This is a genomic window from Pseudomonas sp. xss_2, assembly GCF_043104195.1.
GTDB classification, from domain to species: Bacteria; Pseudomonadota; Gammaproteobacteria; order Pseudomonadales; family Pseudomonadaceae; genus Aquipseudomonas; species Aquipseudomonas urmiensis.
Genome location: NZ_JBICKL010000082.1, coordinates 15,353 through 32,276 on the forward strand (window position 1 = coordinate 15,353; position 16,924 = coordinate 32,276).

General features: G+C 62.6%; 8 protein-coding genes. 3 read left to right on the forward strand and 5 right to left on the reverse strand.

Going from position 1 to position 16,924, the window contains the following annotated elements:
• Positions 1 to 10: 10 nt before the first annotated feature.
• Positions 11 to 5,878: a manganese-oxidizing multicopper oxidase MnxG gene (gene mnxG / locus ACF8K2_RS21565; RefSeq protein ID WP_392467517.1), complete on the reverse strand. Its 5,868-nt coding sequence runs from the start codon at positions 5,876 to 5,878 to the stop codon at positions 11 to 13.
• A 754-nt stretch (positions 5,879 to 6,632) separates the two neighbouring features.
• On the opposite strand from mnxG, the gene ACF8K2_RS21570 reads away from it, so the two are divergent.
• Together ACF8K2_RS21570 and ACF8K2_RS21575 are read left to right on the forward strand one after the other, a co-directional pair.
• The gene (locus tag ACF8K2_RS21570) at positions 6,633 to 7,019 is read left to right on the forward strand and encodes a VOC family protein (RefSeq protein ID WP_186553273.1); all 387 of its coding nucleotides are present in this window, start codon (positions 6,633 to 6,635) and stop codon (positions 7,017 to 7,019) included.
• A 125-nt stretch (positions 7,020 to 7,144) separates the two neighbouring features.
• On the forward strand, positions 7,145 to 7,714 hold the full coding sequence (locus ACF8K2_RS21575; protein ID WP_186553274.1) for a hypothetical protein: 570 nt from the start codon (positions 7,145 to 7,147) through the stop codon (positions 7,712 to 7,714).
• A 70-nt stretch (positions 7,715 to 7,784) separates the two neighbouring features.
• On the opposite strand, the gene ACF8K2_RS21580 is transcribed toward ACF8K2_RS21575, so the two are convergent.
• From ACF8K2_RS21580 to ACF8K2_RS21595, 4 genes are all read right to left on the reverse strand, one after another.
• Positions 7,785 to 9,455, reverse strand: a complete 1,671-nt coding sequence (locus tag ACF8K2_RS21580; RefSeq protein WP_392467520.1) for an MFS transporter — start codon at positions 9,453 to 9,455, stop codon at positions 7,785 to 7,787.
• A gap of 225 nt (positions 9,456 to 9,680) precedes the next feature.
• Positions 9,681 to 10,457, reverse strand: a complete 777-nt coding sequence (locus tag ACF8K2_RS21585; RefSeq protein ID WP_392467574.1) for an alpha/beta fold hydrolase — start codon at positions 10,455 to 10,457, stop codon at positions 9,681 to 9,683.
• On the reverse strand, positions 10,457 to 10,876 hold the full coding sequence (locus ACF8K2_RS21590; RefSeq protein WP_264234609.1) for a VOC family protein: 420 nt from the start codon (positions 10,874 to 10,876) through the stop codon (positions 10,457 to 10,459). Before ACF8K2_RS21590 ends, ACF8K2_RS21585 begins: the two co-directional genes overlap by 1 nt.
• Before the next feature lie 75 nt (positions 10,877 to 10,951).
• A complete protein-coding gene (locus tag ACF8K2_RS21595) occupies positions 10,952 to 11,866 on the reverse strand; it encodes an alpha/beta fold hydrolase (protein ID WP_392467522.1) in 915 nt (304 codons plus the stop codon).
• Between the two features lie 190 nt (positions 11,867 to 12,056).
• Here ACF8K2_RS21595 and ACF8K2_RS21600 point away from each other — a divergent pair, with 190 nt between their 5' ends.
• Positions 12,057 to 16,916 carry a dermonecrotic toxin domain-containing protein gene (locus ACF8K2_RS21600; RefSeq protein ID WP_392467524.1) on the forward strand — a complete coding sequence of 1,620 codons (4,860 nt, stop codon included), beginning with the start codon at positions 12,057 to 12,059 and terminating at the stop codon, positions 16,914 to 16,916.
• Positions 16,917 to 16,924 lie beyond the last annotated feature (8 nt).

The window sequence follows — 16,924 nt, forward strand, 5'->3', positions numbered from 1 at the left end:
TCCCCTTCTGTCATTGCGCCGGGGCGGTTGCCGGCGGCGCTTCGTTGGTCACCCGCAAGATCCCCCACAGCCCCGAGGCATTGCCGTAGGCGGCGTAGTCGCGGAACAGATAGTCACCAGGGATGGCGTTGGCACCGCCGGCGCTTGGCAGCATGAAGCTGAAGTGCGCGGCCGGCAGCACGCTTTCCTGGGCGCCGATGTAGATCGACATCGGGTTGTAGCCAAAGCGCACCGAGCCAATGCCCGGCAGGCTCATGGGGTAGCCGTCGAGGTCGTTCTTCTCGGCCTGGTAGGCGTGCAGTGGCCACAGGTGCCCGTCCAGTTGGTAGGTGATACCGCGGCTACCCCCGCTGGGCATCAGCACGTGGCTGCGTGCCGGTTGCCCAGGCTTGGCCCAGAGCACTGGGGTTTGTGGATCGCCACCGACCAGGGCATTGCTGTAGGCCATGTGCGCGTTAGGCACATCGGCGAAGCCAAAGCCATCGGCATGCCCGAACGGTGCGTCCGGCGCCAGGCCGAAGCGCAGCCACAGCGGCTCGGTCTTGTAGTTCATGGCCATGTTGCCGTTGTCTTTCGGGTCACCCGGCACGCCGTTGCCTTCGGTGGCGATGCCCTCAACCGGCCGACCATCGGCCCAGCGCATGTTCAGCGAACGCTGCCAGACAGTGACGAAGTCGCGGTAGTCGGGCTGGCCACTGACCTTGACCGTGGCCTGGGCGCGGCTGGCGTTGTCCTCGGTCCAGGTCGCACTCTGCGGCAGGATGCTCATGCCACCGACCAGGCCCTTCTGCGGCTGCTTGATCACATCCGAAGGGGTCAGGTTGAGGCCGCCGAACTCGATCGCGGTGGTGTTGATGTTGTCCACCGTACGGCCCAGTTGCAGCACAGGCTTGCCTTCGCGCTCCAGGTGCCCGGCGTAGTACTGATACACCTTGCTCGGGTAGGCGCCGCTGCTACCCGCACGCGGGGGTACGGTCTGGATCGGGTTGAGGCCCACGTTGGCACCATCGGACTTGGTGATGTCGTAGCTCAGAAGCTGGGCATGCAGGCCAACGTGGCTGGAAGGTCGCATCAGGTTGTTGTTGAAGGCGGTGGAGCCTTCGCTACCGTTGCGATCACGCTTGACCACGTTCTGCATCACTGCGGTGCTGGGCAGGTCCGGCATCATCAGCGGCAGGCGGTTTTCCAGGGTGATGCTGATGCAGTCGCCCGCGTTGGCGCGCAGCACCAGCGGCTCTACCGGCACCCCGGCCTTGAGCTTGCCGGTGCTGGTGTCCAGGTCGGCCTTGCGCACATACAGCACCGCAGTCGGGTCATGCAGCGGTGCGCTGTGACCGCCGATGGTGAAGGTGGCACCGTCCTCCTCGTCGGTTACCGTCACTTGCGGGATGCTGGTCTTGCGGCTGTTGAACACCAGGGTGCCGCCATTGGCCTTGAGTGGACCGCCGACATGCTGGCCGATACCCGCCGGGTCGGCGATGCTCACGCCATGACGGTTGTCGAGGATGTCGTTGGCCAGCGCTGCGACGATCTCATAGTTGCGTTTGACCGTCGGTTTGCTGCCCACGCCATTGGTGTTGGCGGTAGTCCTCGGGCAGATGCCGTCGAACGCCACGGTGTTGCGCATGGCCACCGGCTGCGGGTTATTCGGCAACGGGAACAGGTCGGCGCGCTGCGCGGTGTAGTTGCGCATGAGGCCCCAGATGCCGTTCCAGTAGCCCTCCAGGGCCGCGTCGAGCGAGTACAGGTAGTCACCGTTGGTGGCTGCGGAGCTGGAGATCATCGACACCGGCGCCATGAAACCGAGCTGCTCGGAGATACCGATCATCTGCGAAGCTTTCCAGCCCGAGTTGGAGCTGTTGCCGAAGCCCGAACCGTTTTGCAGCCATTTGACCCCGTGCAAGGTGACGTTGTGCTCCTCTTCATGACCGCCGGCGTGCATGCGCAGGCGCACGTTGTCGCCCGAGTAGGTACGCAGCAGCGGGGTGAACGGGTCGCCTGGCTCGCTGCCCTTGTTGATGTGCGGCGGGAACAGCGTGGTGCCGCCGGTTGGGCCGAGCGCCGAGGTGATCGCCGAGGGCGCCAGGTTCATCGCCGGGATGGCGCGGTCGGTACGGGTCTGCAAGGCATAGCTCAGGTCTCCCGCCAGGCCATCGGCCTGCATGCCGCGCTTGCCATCCGGGCCGACCTTGTTCGGGTCGAACACGCGCAGGGCCAGCGGCTCGTTGCGGTAGTTGACGACGAACATGCCAGGGTCATCCACCGAGATCGCTTGCGGGCACGGCCGGCTTGGGCAACCTGGGCTCAGGCCGCCGCGCGACTCGACCACCGACTCGAGCAGGTTGGAGGCTGCTTGGCGCACCGGTGGGTTGATGGCGTAGCGGAAGCTGTCACTGGTGGCCGGATACGCCTGGCCATTGGGCACGCCATCGGGGCCGGCGCCAACATACACGCCGGCTTCATAGGCATGTTGGAAGTCGCTGTACTCAAGGAAGAACTCGCGATAGCTGTCGTTACGCCCGTCGCCGTCGTGATCGCCGGTCTGGATCACCGCTTGCCACGAGGTCGGCCCACCGTCCTGGCGAATCGCCGGGTTGTAGAGCTTCTCGCCGGTCTCGGCGTGGTACCAGGTCGAGCCGGCAGGTTCGGCCAGCACAGTGGCATACAGGCCCAGTTGCTGGTGGGTCGATGGGCCAAGGTGGTCGTGGGTGAAGATGGTGCCCAGGCCGCGATCGACGTTATGCACGTTGATCAACGGGTCGGCGAACCAACGCTGCATGGCGGTGCGCGCACCGAGCCAGTCTGCCCTGCCGAAGCGGCCGAAGTACGGGTGCTGCTTGGCTTTCGGGCAAGCGGCGCTGCCATCACGGGCATCGCCTTCGCTGCAACCATTGAAGCTGCGGATGGCCTGGATGCGCTCGACCACACTGCCGGGCGAGAGAATGCCGTCTTCGTAGTTCCAGCCGTTGGCCGAGCCGTCGGCGGCGGTCAGGTCCCACTTGGGCAGGTGGATGTGCTGGCCGATCACGTCGGTTGGGGTGCGCACCTGGTAGTCGTCCATCTCATAGAACGACGGGATCAGGTTGGTGTGGGTGTACATGGTGCAGTCGAAGGTGTTCATGCGCATCACCAGTGGCTCTGGTGGGCGCTGCTTGGTAATCACCGGCCAGGCGTCTTCCCACAGGGCCAGGATGCGCGCCTGCGGGAAGTGGTAGCCGACCTTGTTGTATACCGCGTCGAACTGGATGTTGGCGCCTTTGTAGATCCGCGGACGGTCGGCGGTGAAGGTCGAGGCACCGCGGAAGTTCAAGCCAGTCAGGCTCTCGCCGCTGAAGAACTCACCCGCGCCGGAAGCTTGCGTCAGGCGCTTGCCCCGGTCATCCATGCACGGTTCATAGAACGGTGCCCCAGCAGTGGGCAAGGCGCCGTTGGTGCGGAAGTTGCGCGCCACCGGCTGGCTGCCTGGGATCAACGCGTAGCTGGCGTGCTCGGCCTTGGCGTGGAACTGCATGGCGGCCTGCTCGACGTCGGTGCCCTCCTCGGGCATGTAGATCGGCTTGGCTTTGTGCACCACCTTGGAGAAGTCCAGCTTGGTGGTGGTCGACACCGCTTCGCCGCCAGCGGAAATGCCATCCAGCGCGTGCCGGCCCAGGCCCCCATCCCAGCCATCGACCTGACCGGCATCAAGGTTGGCCCACAGGGCGTTACCGCTGTTCTTGAGCTGTTGCGCCAGGACAGGGTCGAGCATGTCCAGTGGTGGCGTCGGTGGACGTTGGCCGACGCTGCTTTCCATGCCGCCGATCCAGAACGGATAGCCAGGGTTTTTCAGGCTGCCGTCGGCGTTGCGGTTGCTTTCGCTACGATCGACCAGGGCCAGCGAGCCGATGGCCCGCGGGGCGCCGTCATCATTGCCATGATGGCCATGGTCGTCGTCGCCCTCGTCCTCTTCCTCCTCTTCATGTTCGGCGACCAGCTGTTCAGCCAGCTTGGGCACCACTACCACCTTGCCGGGCATCGGCGCCATCGCTTTACCAGGCAGCGGCACGATGGCCGGAATCGGCGTACCAGCAATGATCTCGCCATCCGGCAAAGCCCGGGCGCCCGCTGCTGGCTTGCCACTGCGCAGGGCAAACGGCGTGCTGTGGTAGCCGTTCTGCGCCTCGCCGCTGACTTCCAGGCGGGTGCCTTCTTCGAACACATCGTGTACCCGCCACATGGCCCACATGCCTTGGGCAAAGTGCGGGTAGAAGTGGCAGTGGTAGATAGCATCGCCCGCTACCCGGTTGCGGTTGCCCGAACCGCCGTTGGCGATCTCGTAGGTGTAGCCGATGCCTGGGCCAATGCCCTGGGCATCGATGTAGTCGGAGTTATCGTCGTTGGGGTTGAACAGCCACTGATGGCCATGCAGGTGGAAGATGTGCTGTTCATGGCCGTTGTGGGTGTTGCGAAACTTGGTGAAGTCACCGATATAGCTGTGGTGCACGTTGGCCGGCTCCGACGGGTACAGGGCCATGCTGGCCTTGACCCCAACGGCATTGGCCGGCGGTGTTTCACCTGGGCGAATGTGCTCCAGGCCAACGTTGGCCGGGACATCGACCAAGGTGCCGATATCGCCCACGGTGTGGGCACTGAGGAAGAACTCCTCGTAGGCGCAGGACAGGCAGTCATGCATCGGGCCAACGCCCAGGCGGTTGGCCACCACCTCAGCGCCCATGCCGCCTGAGCCATAGTTGATCATGAACGAGTCACGCGTCGGTTCCAGCACATGGCCCATGATCGGGTCGGCCCAATAGCCAGGGAATGCCTGGGTGCCGGCCACTTCGTCGGCGAACTGCGAGCCGAAGTCGCGGAACGCTTCCAGCCGGTTAGGCAGTGCCGGGTTACGTTTGTTGATGCTTTCCAGTGGATAGGTCGAGCGCGGGAAGCTGCCGTCAGGGTTGGGGCCCATGACGATGGCGTCGGTCTCGCTGCTGAGGATCTCGCTGCCGTCGATCATGGCGATGATCGGCTTGCCAGCCTTGCCCTCGCTGATCCAGGGTTCCACTTGCGGGTAACGTGCTTCGTAGTCGAGCACCGGTTGACCGGTGGGTGCACGGCCAGTGCTGGCCAGGCGCATCTCCTCTTCGGTCAGGGTGTTGCGGTAGGTACGGCCGCCTTTAGGCACTACCACCACTTGGCCGAACAGGCCATTGGCGACGTTGCCAGCACCACCCTGGCCGCCAAACGTAGCGCCCTGGCTGGTGGCGGCGAAGGCGCCTTCGCGCTCGGCGTACAGGGTATAGCTGCGGGTGCCACCGGGGGCGACCAGGAAATTGCCATTGCGCCCGGTGTTGGCGGCAATATCGCTGATACCGTTGACTGCCTGCATGCCATTGACTTGGAAGCCCACGTGACGGTCGGTGACTTGCTCGTCGGCGATGAAATGCTCACCGCCCTCGTTTTCCAATTCACCGGCTTCGTTCTCGTTCTCTTCCTCGCCCTCGACTTCGTTGTCGTCGTGGTCGATGCCGTGCTTATTGGGGTTGGCCTGGTAGGCCAGCAAGTTGGTCAGGTTGACCGTCAGGCAGTCACCGGCGGCGACGCGCAATACGATCGGACGTGGGCGTTTGTCTGGACGCAGGGTGACCTTGCCAGGCACGGCCGCGCCGCCCTTGGTCAGCGGGATATGGTTTTCGTCGACCACATCCTGGCGCAGGGCGAACATCATGCCGTTGGCGTTCTGCGCGCCGAGGCGGTTGAACATCAGGGGCTGGTCCAGGGCCACTACGTTGGCGACCAGGTTGCGCTGGCATTGCACCGCCGCTTCGCTGGTCGCTTGCCAGCCGAACAGGGCTAGCACGAGTGATGTCAGGACTGAGCGTTTGAGCGGGGTCATCATGCTGCACCTCCGGGGGACACAGGGACTCTGCGAGGAGGTGGAGCAAGGTGTATGCCATAAAAATTATTGTTGTTTTTCAGGTGGTTGGGGTTTGAAGTGCAACGGATTGGGGAGGATTCCCCAGTAGGTTTCCCCGAATTGGGGGTTTGGGTTTGGGTTTGGGTTTGGGTTTGGGTTTTTAGAAATTTGGGCATATCCAATGGCGAAGGCGACGCTGAGTCACCTTTCCGCCCTTACGGCGGGTCACTTTTGGTCGTGGCCAAAAGTAACCAAAAGCCGTGCGCTCCACCATCAGTCCCGCCCGTGGCGGGATCCCCTCGCGCCGGTGCCTTCCGGGCCCGCGCGGCCTACGATTTGCTACGCAAATCTACATCTCGCGCCTTCGGCTACGCCGAAGGGTGCTGCGCACCTGGCCCTCCAGACACCTCTGCTCGGCCTCCTGAAGTCGCGAAGTTAGTGGCGGCGCCTGGGCTGGCTTTATCTGACGATAGGGCCAGGTGTGGTGGATATACCGGCCTCTTCGCAGGCACACCGCCAGCTGGAAGAACCGCGCGGTACCTGTGGGAGCGGGCTTGCCCGCGAAGAGGCCAGAACAAACAACACAAAAGCAGCACTCAATGCTTGGCTTCGTCTTCGTCTTCGTCTTCGGCTTCGGCTTCGGCTTCGGCTACTGCGAGAGCGCAGCGCCTGGTTAACTCAGCCATACCAGCTTTACTTGAAGAAAAACAAAACCCGTCACAGAGGGAAGTGCCCCATGAAGATTGTGGTCACCAGCATTCTTGTCGACGATCAAGCCAAGGCATTGGCGTTCTACCACTACGTACTGGGCTTCGAGCCCAAGCACGACATCCCCATGGGCCGCCACCGCTGGCTCACCCTTACCTCCCCCAATGACCCCAACGGCGTCGAGCTGTTGCTCGAACCCGACGCCCATCCCGCCGCCAAGGCGTACAAGACCGCCATCAAGCAAGACGGTATCCCCGCCACCTCGTTCGGCGTACGCGATATCCACGCCGAGTACACCCGCTTGTGCAAGGCCGGGGTCGAGTTCACCCAGCCACCCACCGACCTGGGCCCGGTCATCGTCGCGGTGTTCGACGATACCTGTGGCAACCTGATCCAGATCGCCCAGCGCCATTAATCAGCCATCCCCCCCCCCCCCCCCCAGTACCGGCAATTTCCCAGCGCGGATGCCGGTACTGACACCTGCCCAGCCTTCCGCTACAGTCTCAAGACCCCCAGCGCATCCAGAACAAGGAAAACACCATGCGCTATGAGTTCAACGAAGTGCTCAACGACCTGGTCGATTACTTCCTGCTCGGTGACATCCAGCTGCTAGCGCGCTTCAAGCAGGAAAACGACTTGCCTGATGACCTGGCCTACGAGTTCACCCACAACGACAGCGGCGATCAGGCAGTCCTTGAAGGGGTGGTCCTGCCCCTGGCCGGCATCGAGAACCTGCCCTACACGATCATTTTCAGTGTCGATGAAGACAACCCGGCCCTGCTCGAAGCGGGCAGCCGCTTGCAACATCGGCGCGGCGGCTATGTACTGCGGGTAGAAAACCGTGCAGTGATGCTGTTCACCTGGAGAATCCTCCAGCACTTCACCAACAAGACCTTGGGCGACCTGCTGGCGCGCTACCAGATGCCGAATCGGCCGATCATCGAGCTGGAAAACGGCTGGTACAACGTTGAGGTGCTCGCTGGTGCGGTCAAGCGCGACGGGCTCTACGAGCCGACCTTCGAGTTTCTGTTGAAAAAGTCCTGGAGCCGCGGCGACGCCTCCGGGGTCGATACCAGCTATGCCTTTACCCTGCGCGGGGATTTCGCTTGAGCGACTGGCCCTACCGACGGTATCGCCAAATAATACCCAGGCAATACCGTCGATAGCGTCCAGAGCGCGATCAGGTGATATCGCGATCCTTGGTTTCCGGCAGGAACAAGATCCCTAGAATCGCCGTCATCACTGCAATCACGATCGGGTACCACAACCCGTAATAGATGTCGCCGGTGGCCGCGACCATGGCAAATGCCACCGTTGGCAGGAAGCCACCGAACCAGCCATTACCGATGTGGTATGGCAGCGACATCGAGGTGTAGCGGATGCGCGTCGGGAACAGCTCCACCAGCCAGGCGGCGATCGGCCCGTAGACCATGGTCACGTAGATCACCAGGATGGTCAGCAGCAACAGCACCATCGGGTAATGGATCTTGGCCGGGTCGGCCTTCTCCGGATACCCCGCCTCTTTCAGCGCGCCACCGAGGGTAGCGGTGAAGGCATCGTTCTGCGCCTTGAAGTCTGCCGCCGCCATCGTCCGGCCATCGAAGCTTGGGATCACCCGCTCGCCGATGCGGATCTGGGCCACGCTGCCAGGCTCGGCACGTTGGTTCTCATAGGGAATAGCGCGCTTGGCCAGCAGGCTCTTGGCGATGTCGCAGGAGCTGGTGAATTTGGCCTTGCCGACCGGGTCGAACTGGAACGAGCACTGGTCAGGGTCGGCGACCACCACCACAGGGTTCTGCTCCTGGGCTACGAACACGTCCGGGTTACCGTATTCGGTCAGGGCTTTGAAGATCGGGAAGTAGGTTAGCGCAGCGATGATACAGCCGGCCATGATGATCTTCTTGCGCCCGATCCGATCCGACAGGCTGCCAAAGATGACGAAGAACGGCGTGCCGATCAGCAGTGAACCGGCAATCAGCAAGTTGGCCGTCTGCGGGTCGATCTTGAGCGTCTGCAAGAGGAAGAACAGCGCGTAGAATTGGCCGGTGTACCACACCACCGCTTGGCCGGCGGTGCCGCCAAGCAGCGACATGATCACCACCTTGAGGTTGTCCCAGCGGGCGAAGGATTCAGTCAGCGGTGCCTTGGATGACTTGCCCTCGGCCTTCATCTTGAGAAACACCGGCGATTCGTTGAGCTGCAAGCGGATATACACCGAGATCGCCAGCAGCAGGATCGACAGCAGGAACGGGATGCGCCAACCCCACGCTTCGAAGGCCTCGTTGCCAAGCACGGTACGACACGCGAGAATCACCAGCAGCGAGAGGAACAGGCCCAGCGTGGCGGTGGTCTGGATCCACGAAGTGAAGAAACCGCGCTTGCCCTTGGGCGCATGCTCGGCCACATAAGTTGCCGCACCGCCATACTCACCGCCCAGCGCCAGCCCTTGCAGCAGACGCAGGGTTATCAGGATGACCGGCGCCGCCACGCCAATGCTCGCGTAGCTGGGCAACAGACCGACGATCGCGGTGGACAGACCCATGATGACAATGGTGATCAGGAAGGTGTGCTTGCGCCCGATCATATCCCCCAGCCGACCGAACACGATGGCGCCGAACGGGCGCACGGCAAAGCCTGCGGCAAAGGCCAGCAAGGCGAAGATGAATGAGGTGGTTTCGTTGACGCCGGCGAAGAAGTGCTTGGCAATGATCGCGGCCAGTGAGCCGTACAGGTAGAAGTCGTACCATTCGAACACTGTGCCTAGGGATGAGGCGAAGATGACCTTGCGCTCCTCCCGGGTGATGCCGCGTTGGGGCGCGCTGCCCGTCGATGTGCTGTCGATAACCGCCATGGGTTGCCTCCGTCTTGTTCTTGAAGGCCTGAGTACCTCAAAGATCAACACCGCACCCTGGCCCTTGGGCTTGTTTGGCTCACGGTTGCGCGAAGCACGACGAGACGAACCGCCTCGGATCGCAGCAAGGTAAGCTCAAGCATAATCGGCTTTGCGCGGATATCCACCCGCCAGGCCGCGCCCTTCACCAGCTACAGCGCAGGCGGCGGATGAATCACGGCATGCTCAGGCCAGAAACTGCCTGACGGCGCTCAACACCACGTCTTCATGTTCGCGATGAGGCACATGCCCACAGCCGGGCAGCATCCGCATCACGCTCGGCCCGCCGGCCATGGCGATGAAGCGGCGCGGATGGGCGTCGGAACCGAACTCGTCCAGATCGCCGTGCAAACTGAGTAGCGGGCAGCGCACCTGGGCAAGCACTGCATCCAGGTTCCAGCCGGCGAAAGCGTCGGACAACCAGTTGTCTACCCACGCACGCAACACCCAGTGCGCCTTGTTGCCGTGGTACTTGCTCAGCCGTTCGATCTGCCCAGGCTCGGCGAACTGGCGATCGGCGGCGCGAATCCCGGCAAGGGTGCGCGCCTCGACAAAGGCCTGGGCCGATTCGGTAATCAGCCCCTGGCAATGCTCGGCAAAGCGTGCCGCGCAGCTGATCGCCATGCCGCCACCGACACTGTGGCCAAAGACGATGAACGCATCGATGCCGAGCTGGCTGCGCAGCGCGGTAAATTCCTGCTCAGCTTGCGCTTCGACAAAACCCAGGCGCAGTTGGCCAGGGTGGCGGTCGGAGCGGCCAAAGCCGAGCCGGTCATAGGCAATCACCCGATGCCCGGTAGCGCGCGCCAGGCGCTCGGGAAACTCGCGCCATAACGCCACGCAGCCTAGCGAGTCATGCAACAGGATGATCGGCACGCCCTGCTCGGCCTCGGGCGTCCAGTCCTGGGCGAATAGCCGCCCCTGTGCAGTTGCGATCCAGTGCTGCCTGACCTGCGGCTGCATCATGGTTTCTCCTGCACCGGCCCTTTGAGCTCGACCTGGTTACCGTCTGGATCGAAACAGTACAACGACAGCCCCTCACCCTGGGCGCCGTAGCGCTTCTCGGCCGGCTCGACAATTACCCCAGCGGTTTTGAGGTAGTCGCTCAGCGCTTGCTCATCGAACGGCTCGATGCGCAGGCAGAAGTGATGCAGGTTGCGCCCCTGATCCTGGGCAGCGCGACCTCCCGGCAGGCCCAACGGGCCGTCGATGCGCACCAGGTCGATCATCGCGCTACCGGCGGCCAGATGGACCATGCCCAGGTCTTCGCGAATCCGACTGACCTGACAGCCGAGCAGGTCTCGATAAAAGCCGATGCTGCGCTCAAGATCGCTAACCCGCAGGACTAGATGGTCGATCTGTTCGATGGTGAAAGGCCGCATGCCGCATCTCCCTGTGGCGACGTGGAAACAAGTGCACCAACATAGCCCATCACAGCCTGCGGCAACAGACCCGTGTTACTCGTTGACCAGCCGCTGCACCGCCCCCTGCTCATGCCGGGCCAGTACTCGCAAGATCTGGTCGACAAGGGCGCGCTCAGGCGCCTCCAGGTGCAGATGATGCCCACCCGGATGCCAGGAGACCTTGGCCTGGCGCGGCAGAGCCGCCTCACGGCGGGCGAAACCGTCACCGGCAAAAGCGCCCTGACGACCCAGCATCAGGTACAGCGGGCAGCTGACCTGCGCCAGCAGTGCGCAGGCTTCACCTTCGGTCAGCGGCATGGGTTCGGGCAATACCAGGCGCGGATCATGGCGCCAGCAATAACCATCGCCGACCTGCAACAGATCCCGCAGCGCCAGGAGCCGCGCAGCGTCCTCCGACAAATTGCCATCGAGGCGACTACGGCGCTGCTGCAATGCCGCGTCAAGGCTGTCGAACTGGCTGCCATCCGGTTCGCTGAAGCCCTGCAAGCGACTGCGCCGCACCAAGCGCTTGAGTCGATAGGCCTTGGCCAGATGCTGCACGCGATCACCCTCGGCCACGGTAAACGGTGCGCCCATGCCATCGAGCAGGATCATGCTGGCAATGCCACTGGTCATTGCCGCAAGCAGGGTGGCGATGCCACTGCCCATGCCATGGGCGATCAGATGAAACTGGCTTAGGCCGAGGCTGTCGACCACCGCCAGCATGTCTTCGGCATGCTCCCACAGGTAGTAGCCACTGTCGTGACGGCGGTGATCGGAGCGGCCATGACCGACCAGGTCGGGGGCCACCACGAAGCAGCCATCGAGCAACGGCGCCAGGCGTTCAAATGAGGCGGCATTATCCAGCCAACCGTGCAGGGCCAACACCGGGATACCATCCTCCGGTCCCCAGGTACGCACGGCGATCTCGATGCCGTCGAGGTCTAGCAGGTGATCCTTGGGCCTCATGGGCACTCTCCATGACTGCGCCCGACGCCCACGCGCCGGGCCGGCAGCCTACCATCGCCTAGTGCGCAGCCAGCTGCTGGCCCGTCACCGACGACGACATGCGCGACACCGACCCTGAGCGCTAGTTATGTACCGCAGCGCGCAACGCCCATTGCGGCTTGATAGGGCTCCACTTGTCAGGAGCAACCGCATGTCCAGTACCTCCGCCTACCATCACGCGCAAATCGTTCGCACGCTGCCCTCGTGGAGCAAGCAACTGTATCCAAGCCATGCCAGCAAGATGATCCAGAGCCTGCGCAAGGACTATCTGGATGAACAGGGCCAGCCTTACCCCTGGTTTGCCAACGCTCGTCCCGACTATCAAGATGGCATACGCAGGGCGATCGCCAAGCGCGATGCCAGCCGCAAGGCCCTGCAACACGCACTGGCGCCGCTCAAGAGTATCAGCGAATTTTGCACCCCGCTGCTCGCGCAACGACTGGCGCTCAACGTTGCGGTAGACCAGGCGCAATACCGTTTTCAACCCTTTGAAGAAGTCGGCGACATCTGGGTGACGCCGATCGACGTCGAATATCCGCTAGAGACCGGTCGAGAAACCGACGTCACCGCGATTCGCCCAAAGGGGCCTGCGCAACTTTGCAGCTTGCTCGAAGCAGCGCTGCATAATTTCGAGGGTATCTCCCAAGCAGGCCCCTTCAGTGCCCTGCAGTACAGTGGCACAGATGCTCGGGCACTCCCCAACCTGACAGTGGCGCAGTTCATTGACCATTGCCGCGCCCTGGACCTGGGCGCTCGCTACCAGGCGCATCTGGACGCCATCTATGGCGGCGCTGCTGGCGCCGCGCTCGAAGCGCTGCTGATCGAGGCAAACCGTGATGAGCTCCGACTCAGAGCGCGGATCGCTTCGCTGCAGGGCCTGCTGTCTGCTCATGGCCTGCATGCGGTGCAGCAGCTGAGCAGCGACCTCGCGGCGCCGCGTTATAACCAGTCTGCACTGCACTGCTGGCGACTCGACCTGTTCGACATCAGCCTGCACGAAGTGCTGCTGATCGGCCCGGACCAACCCGGCCAGGTCAACCCCGTCATCCTCTACATTCCCGGTGATGACCTGCAACCGCTGCGCGAGTACCCGTCGCTTCAAGAAGCGGGACGGCACTTGAGTGCGCTGCTGCTCAAAACCACCTTTCGCCGGCAGATCACAGCCTTGGCGCCAGCACCCTTGCAACCCGCGCTGGCGGCCAAGCTGCAGCAGGCGCTGTTTGAAAGCCGCGAACTCAACGACAGCGTGGTTCAGCATCCTCGCCGTAAGGCAAACATCCGTCTGAACACCACCCGCTTGCCCAGCCAACCCTGGGCCACGTTGCACACGTTGCATGTGCAACGGCTCAAAAGCGACGCTGCCTGTATCGCGGTCCCCACGGCCAATGTAGACGCTCAAGCACAACGTGAGCGCCTAGAGCATTGGTTCGAGATCGGTATGAATGTGCTCAACGTCGCTGCCATGTTCATCCCCGGGCTCAACAGCGTGATGCTGGCGATCGGCGCCAGCCAGGTCCTCGAAAGCGTGTTCCACGCTGTCGACGCCTGGGAGGAAGACGATACCGCCCAGGCCTTGGCGCAGCTTAAGTCGATCATGGTCAACCTTGCCGTTGTCGGCGGCCTTGCTGGCGCAGCAGGGCTGATCAAGGCCAGCGGATTTGTCGACCTGATGAAAAGCGTCTGGATCGACGGTGAGGAGCGTCTTTGGTCAGCCAACCTAGCTGCCTACCGCAGCCCGGTCGAACTGCCTGATACGCTTGAAGCCAACACGCAGGGCCAATATGTGCTACAGGACAAGTACTACATCCGCCTGGACGGCGAGGTGTATGAGCAGGTCAAGACTGGCGAGGACTCCTGGCAGTTGAAGCACCCTGAGGATCCTCAAGCCTACCGCCCGCGCCTGAGCCACAACCGCCAAGGCGCCTGGCGCGTGGAGCACGAACAGCCCATGGACTGGGACACCACGCGTTTGCTGCGCCGCCTTGGCCCAGCTAGCGCAGGCTTGCCCGACCAAGAACTGCTGAGCGCACTGCGCAGTACCGGCCTGGACGACGATGTCCTGCGCTACACTCTCATGGCCGACAAACCCGCTCCGGCGCTGCTGGCAGACGCCCTGACCCGCCTCAAACTCGACTACGAAGTGGACGACATCATCGCCCGCATCGGTGACGGTCGCTCACTCGCCGCCTACAAGAACTACGCAGTCCCCGCGTTACTGGAACTGCCAGGTTGGCCAGAAGATCACGCCATCCGCGTATTTGAAGGCTCACAGTTGCAGGGCAGCTCCACACGATTTGGCCAAGGCAGTGTGGAGATCCTGCTCAGCAGAAGTGATCTGCAACAAGGCGAGCTGGCCACAGCAGTGCTGGATCAGCTGGACGAACAACGTGCCAACGCCTTGGTGCCAAGCACCGCCCCCGAACTACGCGCCACAGGCCTTCAGGACAAACTCGCAAACCAGCTCAGTAGCCAGCGCCAGGCGATGTTCCAGAGCCTGTATCAGGGCCACCGCGCACCGCTCAACGCCGCCGCACAGACCCTCGGTGGCCAATTCACGGGGCTTGCAAGACCAGCCCTTGAGGAACTTGTCGAGCATGCCACACCTGTGGAACGCAACCGTCTGGCAGAGGGCCGCGTTCCCTTGCGCATTGCCGAAGAAGCCCGGCGGCTGCAAGCACGAGTGCGCCTGGACCGAGCATTGATTGGCCTGCACCGGCCGACCCTGGCCAACGCCGATACCCGCTTGTTGCAAGAGGCCATCGTTGCGCAACGACCAGACCTGACCAATGCCACGCCCGCCCAGCTATTTGCCCTGCTGACCCGCGATCGCCCGCTGGCCGCCCAGCTGCTTGGCCAACAACCGGTCAGGCCGGGGTTTCGCTCGCCCTTGCGCCTTAGCGATGGGCGCGTGGGCTACCCCCTGAGCGGCAGGCTGGGCAATGCAAGTAACCGCTTACGCAACCTGTATCCGACGCTCAATACCGCCGAGCGCCAAGCCTTGATCCGGCAACTGTCGCAACGGGGTGACTTGGCCACTCAAATCAACCTGCTGGAAGAACAATGGCGAAACCTCGATGCCAGCCTGGACGCCTGGTCACGCGCAGTCGGGGAAATATCCCGCGCGAGTCGAGAAGTCTTCAGCGACTGTATTCGCAGCGCCTGGCGGCGGGAGACCGGAACCAGTCTGGAACTGGCTTCCATCGATCTGGAAACGCTACCACCACTACCGGCACAACTGCAGCACATCACAGCCATCACAGTGCGAGATGCCGGCGTGCACCACGTGGCCGAGGGGTTCTTGCAGAGCTTCCCCGCACTTGAGCGGCTGCGCCTTATCCAGAACCCCGAGGTGGACAGCCAAGTACTGTTTCAAGCCCTACGCCGCAGCACTCGCCTGCGCGAGCTGGATCTGCGCAGCAACCAATTGACGACGTTGCCGGCAAATGCCATGCAGACCCTCAGGGAACTGCGGCAATTACGTAGCTTGAGCCTGTACAACAATGGCTTGAGCTTGAGCCCCGAACAATGGCGTGCCATTACCCAACTGCCACTGGAAACGCTGGACCTTAACCGCAACGCCATCGAACTCAATGCCACCACCAGCGCCTACTTCCAGGACATGGTGCACCTGCGCCGCCTGACGCTTGCCGCGAACCCGCTGCAGGTCGCGCCGGATGTACGCTACCTGGCGCGTCTTGAACACTTGAACCTGAGCAGAGCTCGCCTGAGCGCCTGGCCTGAAGGCCTGACCACCCTGATGAGCCAGCGCAATTATCAGCTGCGCCTGATCGATCTGAGTGACAACAACATTCTCCGACTGCCCGACTTCGAGACGCTCTTGGCCACACCTTTTGCCCAGGAACTCAGCAGCGGCCGTACCACAGTCCGTTGGTTTTTCAACTACAACAGACTGGTGGAAGAACAAGCCCTGCGCCTGCGCGAGATCCATGCCAGCGTGATCGAGCACCCGGTATCCGAATCAGAAAGCGAGGGCGGCTGGCTGGAGGCTGGTTCAGCGCAGCAACGCGCACGCGCAGAAGAACTGATGAGCAGCGCCGAAAACGAGCCATGGGTCGATGTTCTGGATCGGCTGACGCTCTCCGCTGAAGCACTGTACGATCCGCAAGGTATGTACCGACGCGTTTGGACATTGATAGGCCGTTTGACTGACGATGATCAGCTGCGCCAGCGCATCGTCGAGGTCGCCCGCCAATACCCAGCCACCTGCGGCGACGCTGGAGCCGATGCCTTCAGCGCGCTGGAGCTAGAGGCCCAGGCGTACGATCAAACCCAATTCGCCGGGCTTCCCCCGCAGTACAGCTTCAACTTCTATCGCCGCTTGTTCCGGCGCGCGCAAGTTAATGCTGTTGCCGACAACATTGCACTGCGCAGAGCCATGCGCCGAGCTGCGTTGGTGGAAAATCGCGCTGAGCTGCCTGAGCTCGCTCCAGAAGATGACATCAGTGACGATGATCTGCGCATCTCGCTGGTCGACGATATTGAGATCCGCCTGGCACTGCGCCAAGCGCTGGCACCTGAGGCATTACTGGACTTCCCAGAGCCAAGCCGAGGCATGCTCTATCGGCAGACGGCAATGATCACCAGAAGCATCGAGTACAATGTCGAGCAACACGTTTACCAACTCGACAGCGTGCCCGCCAACCGTCATGAATGGATGATCGAGCAACCGGCCTGGCAGCTGTTTCTCCAGCGTGAGTACGCTGAGCAGTTAAGCGCATTGACCGAGGCCTGGCTGCATGGCTCCAACTACCTTTCCGGGTTGTATGAGCTGGAAGATGGCCCACTCACTCCTGAAGTGACCCAGGCGCTGACGGCCGCCGTAGGACACAGCCCAATTGAGAACGGCCAATTGCGCCAGGCCGAGCTTGAGGGGCAAGCGCTGATCGACGCCTGGGCGTCGTTCAAGCAGGCCAAGGAACGTGCTGATCGCGCACTCCGGCTCAGCCTGACAGCGGCCTTGGATCGCAATAACCGAGGGCCAAATTCATAGCGTGAATC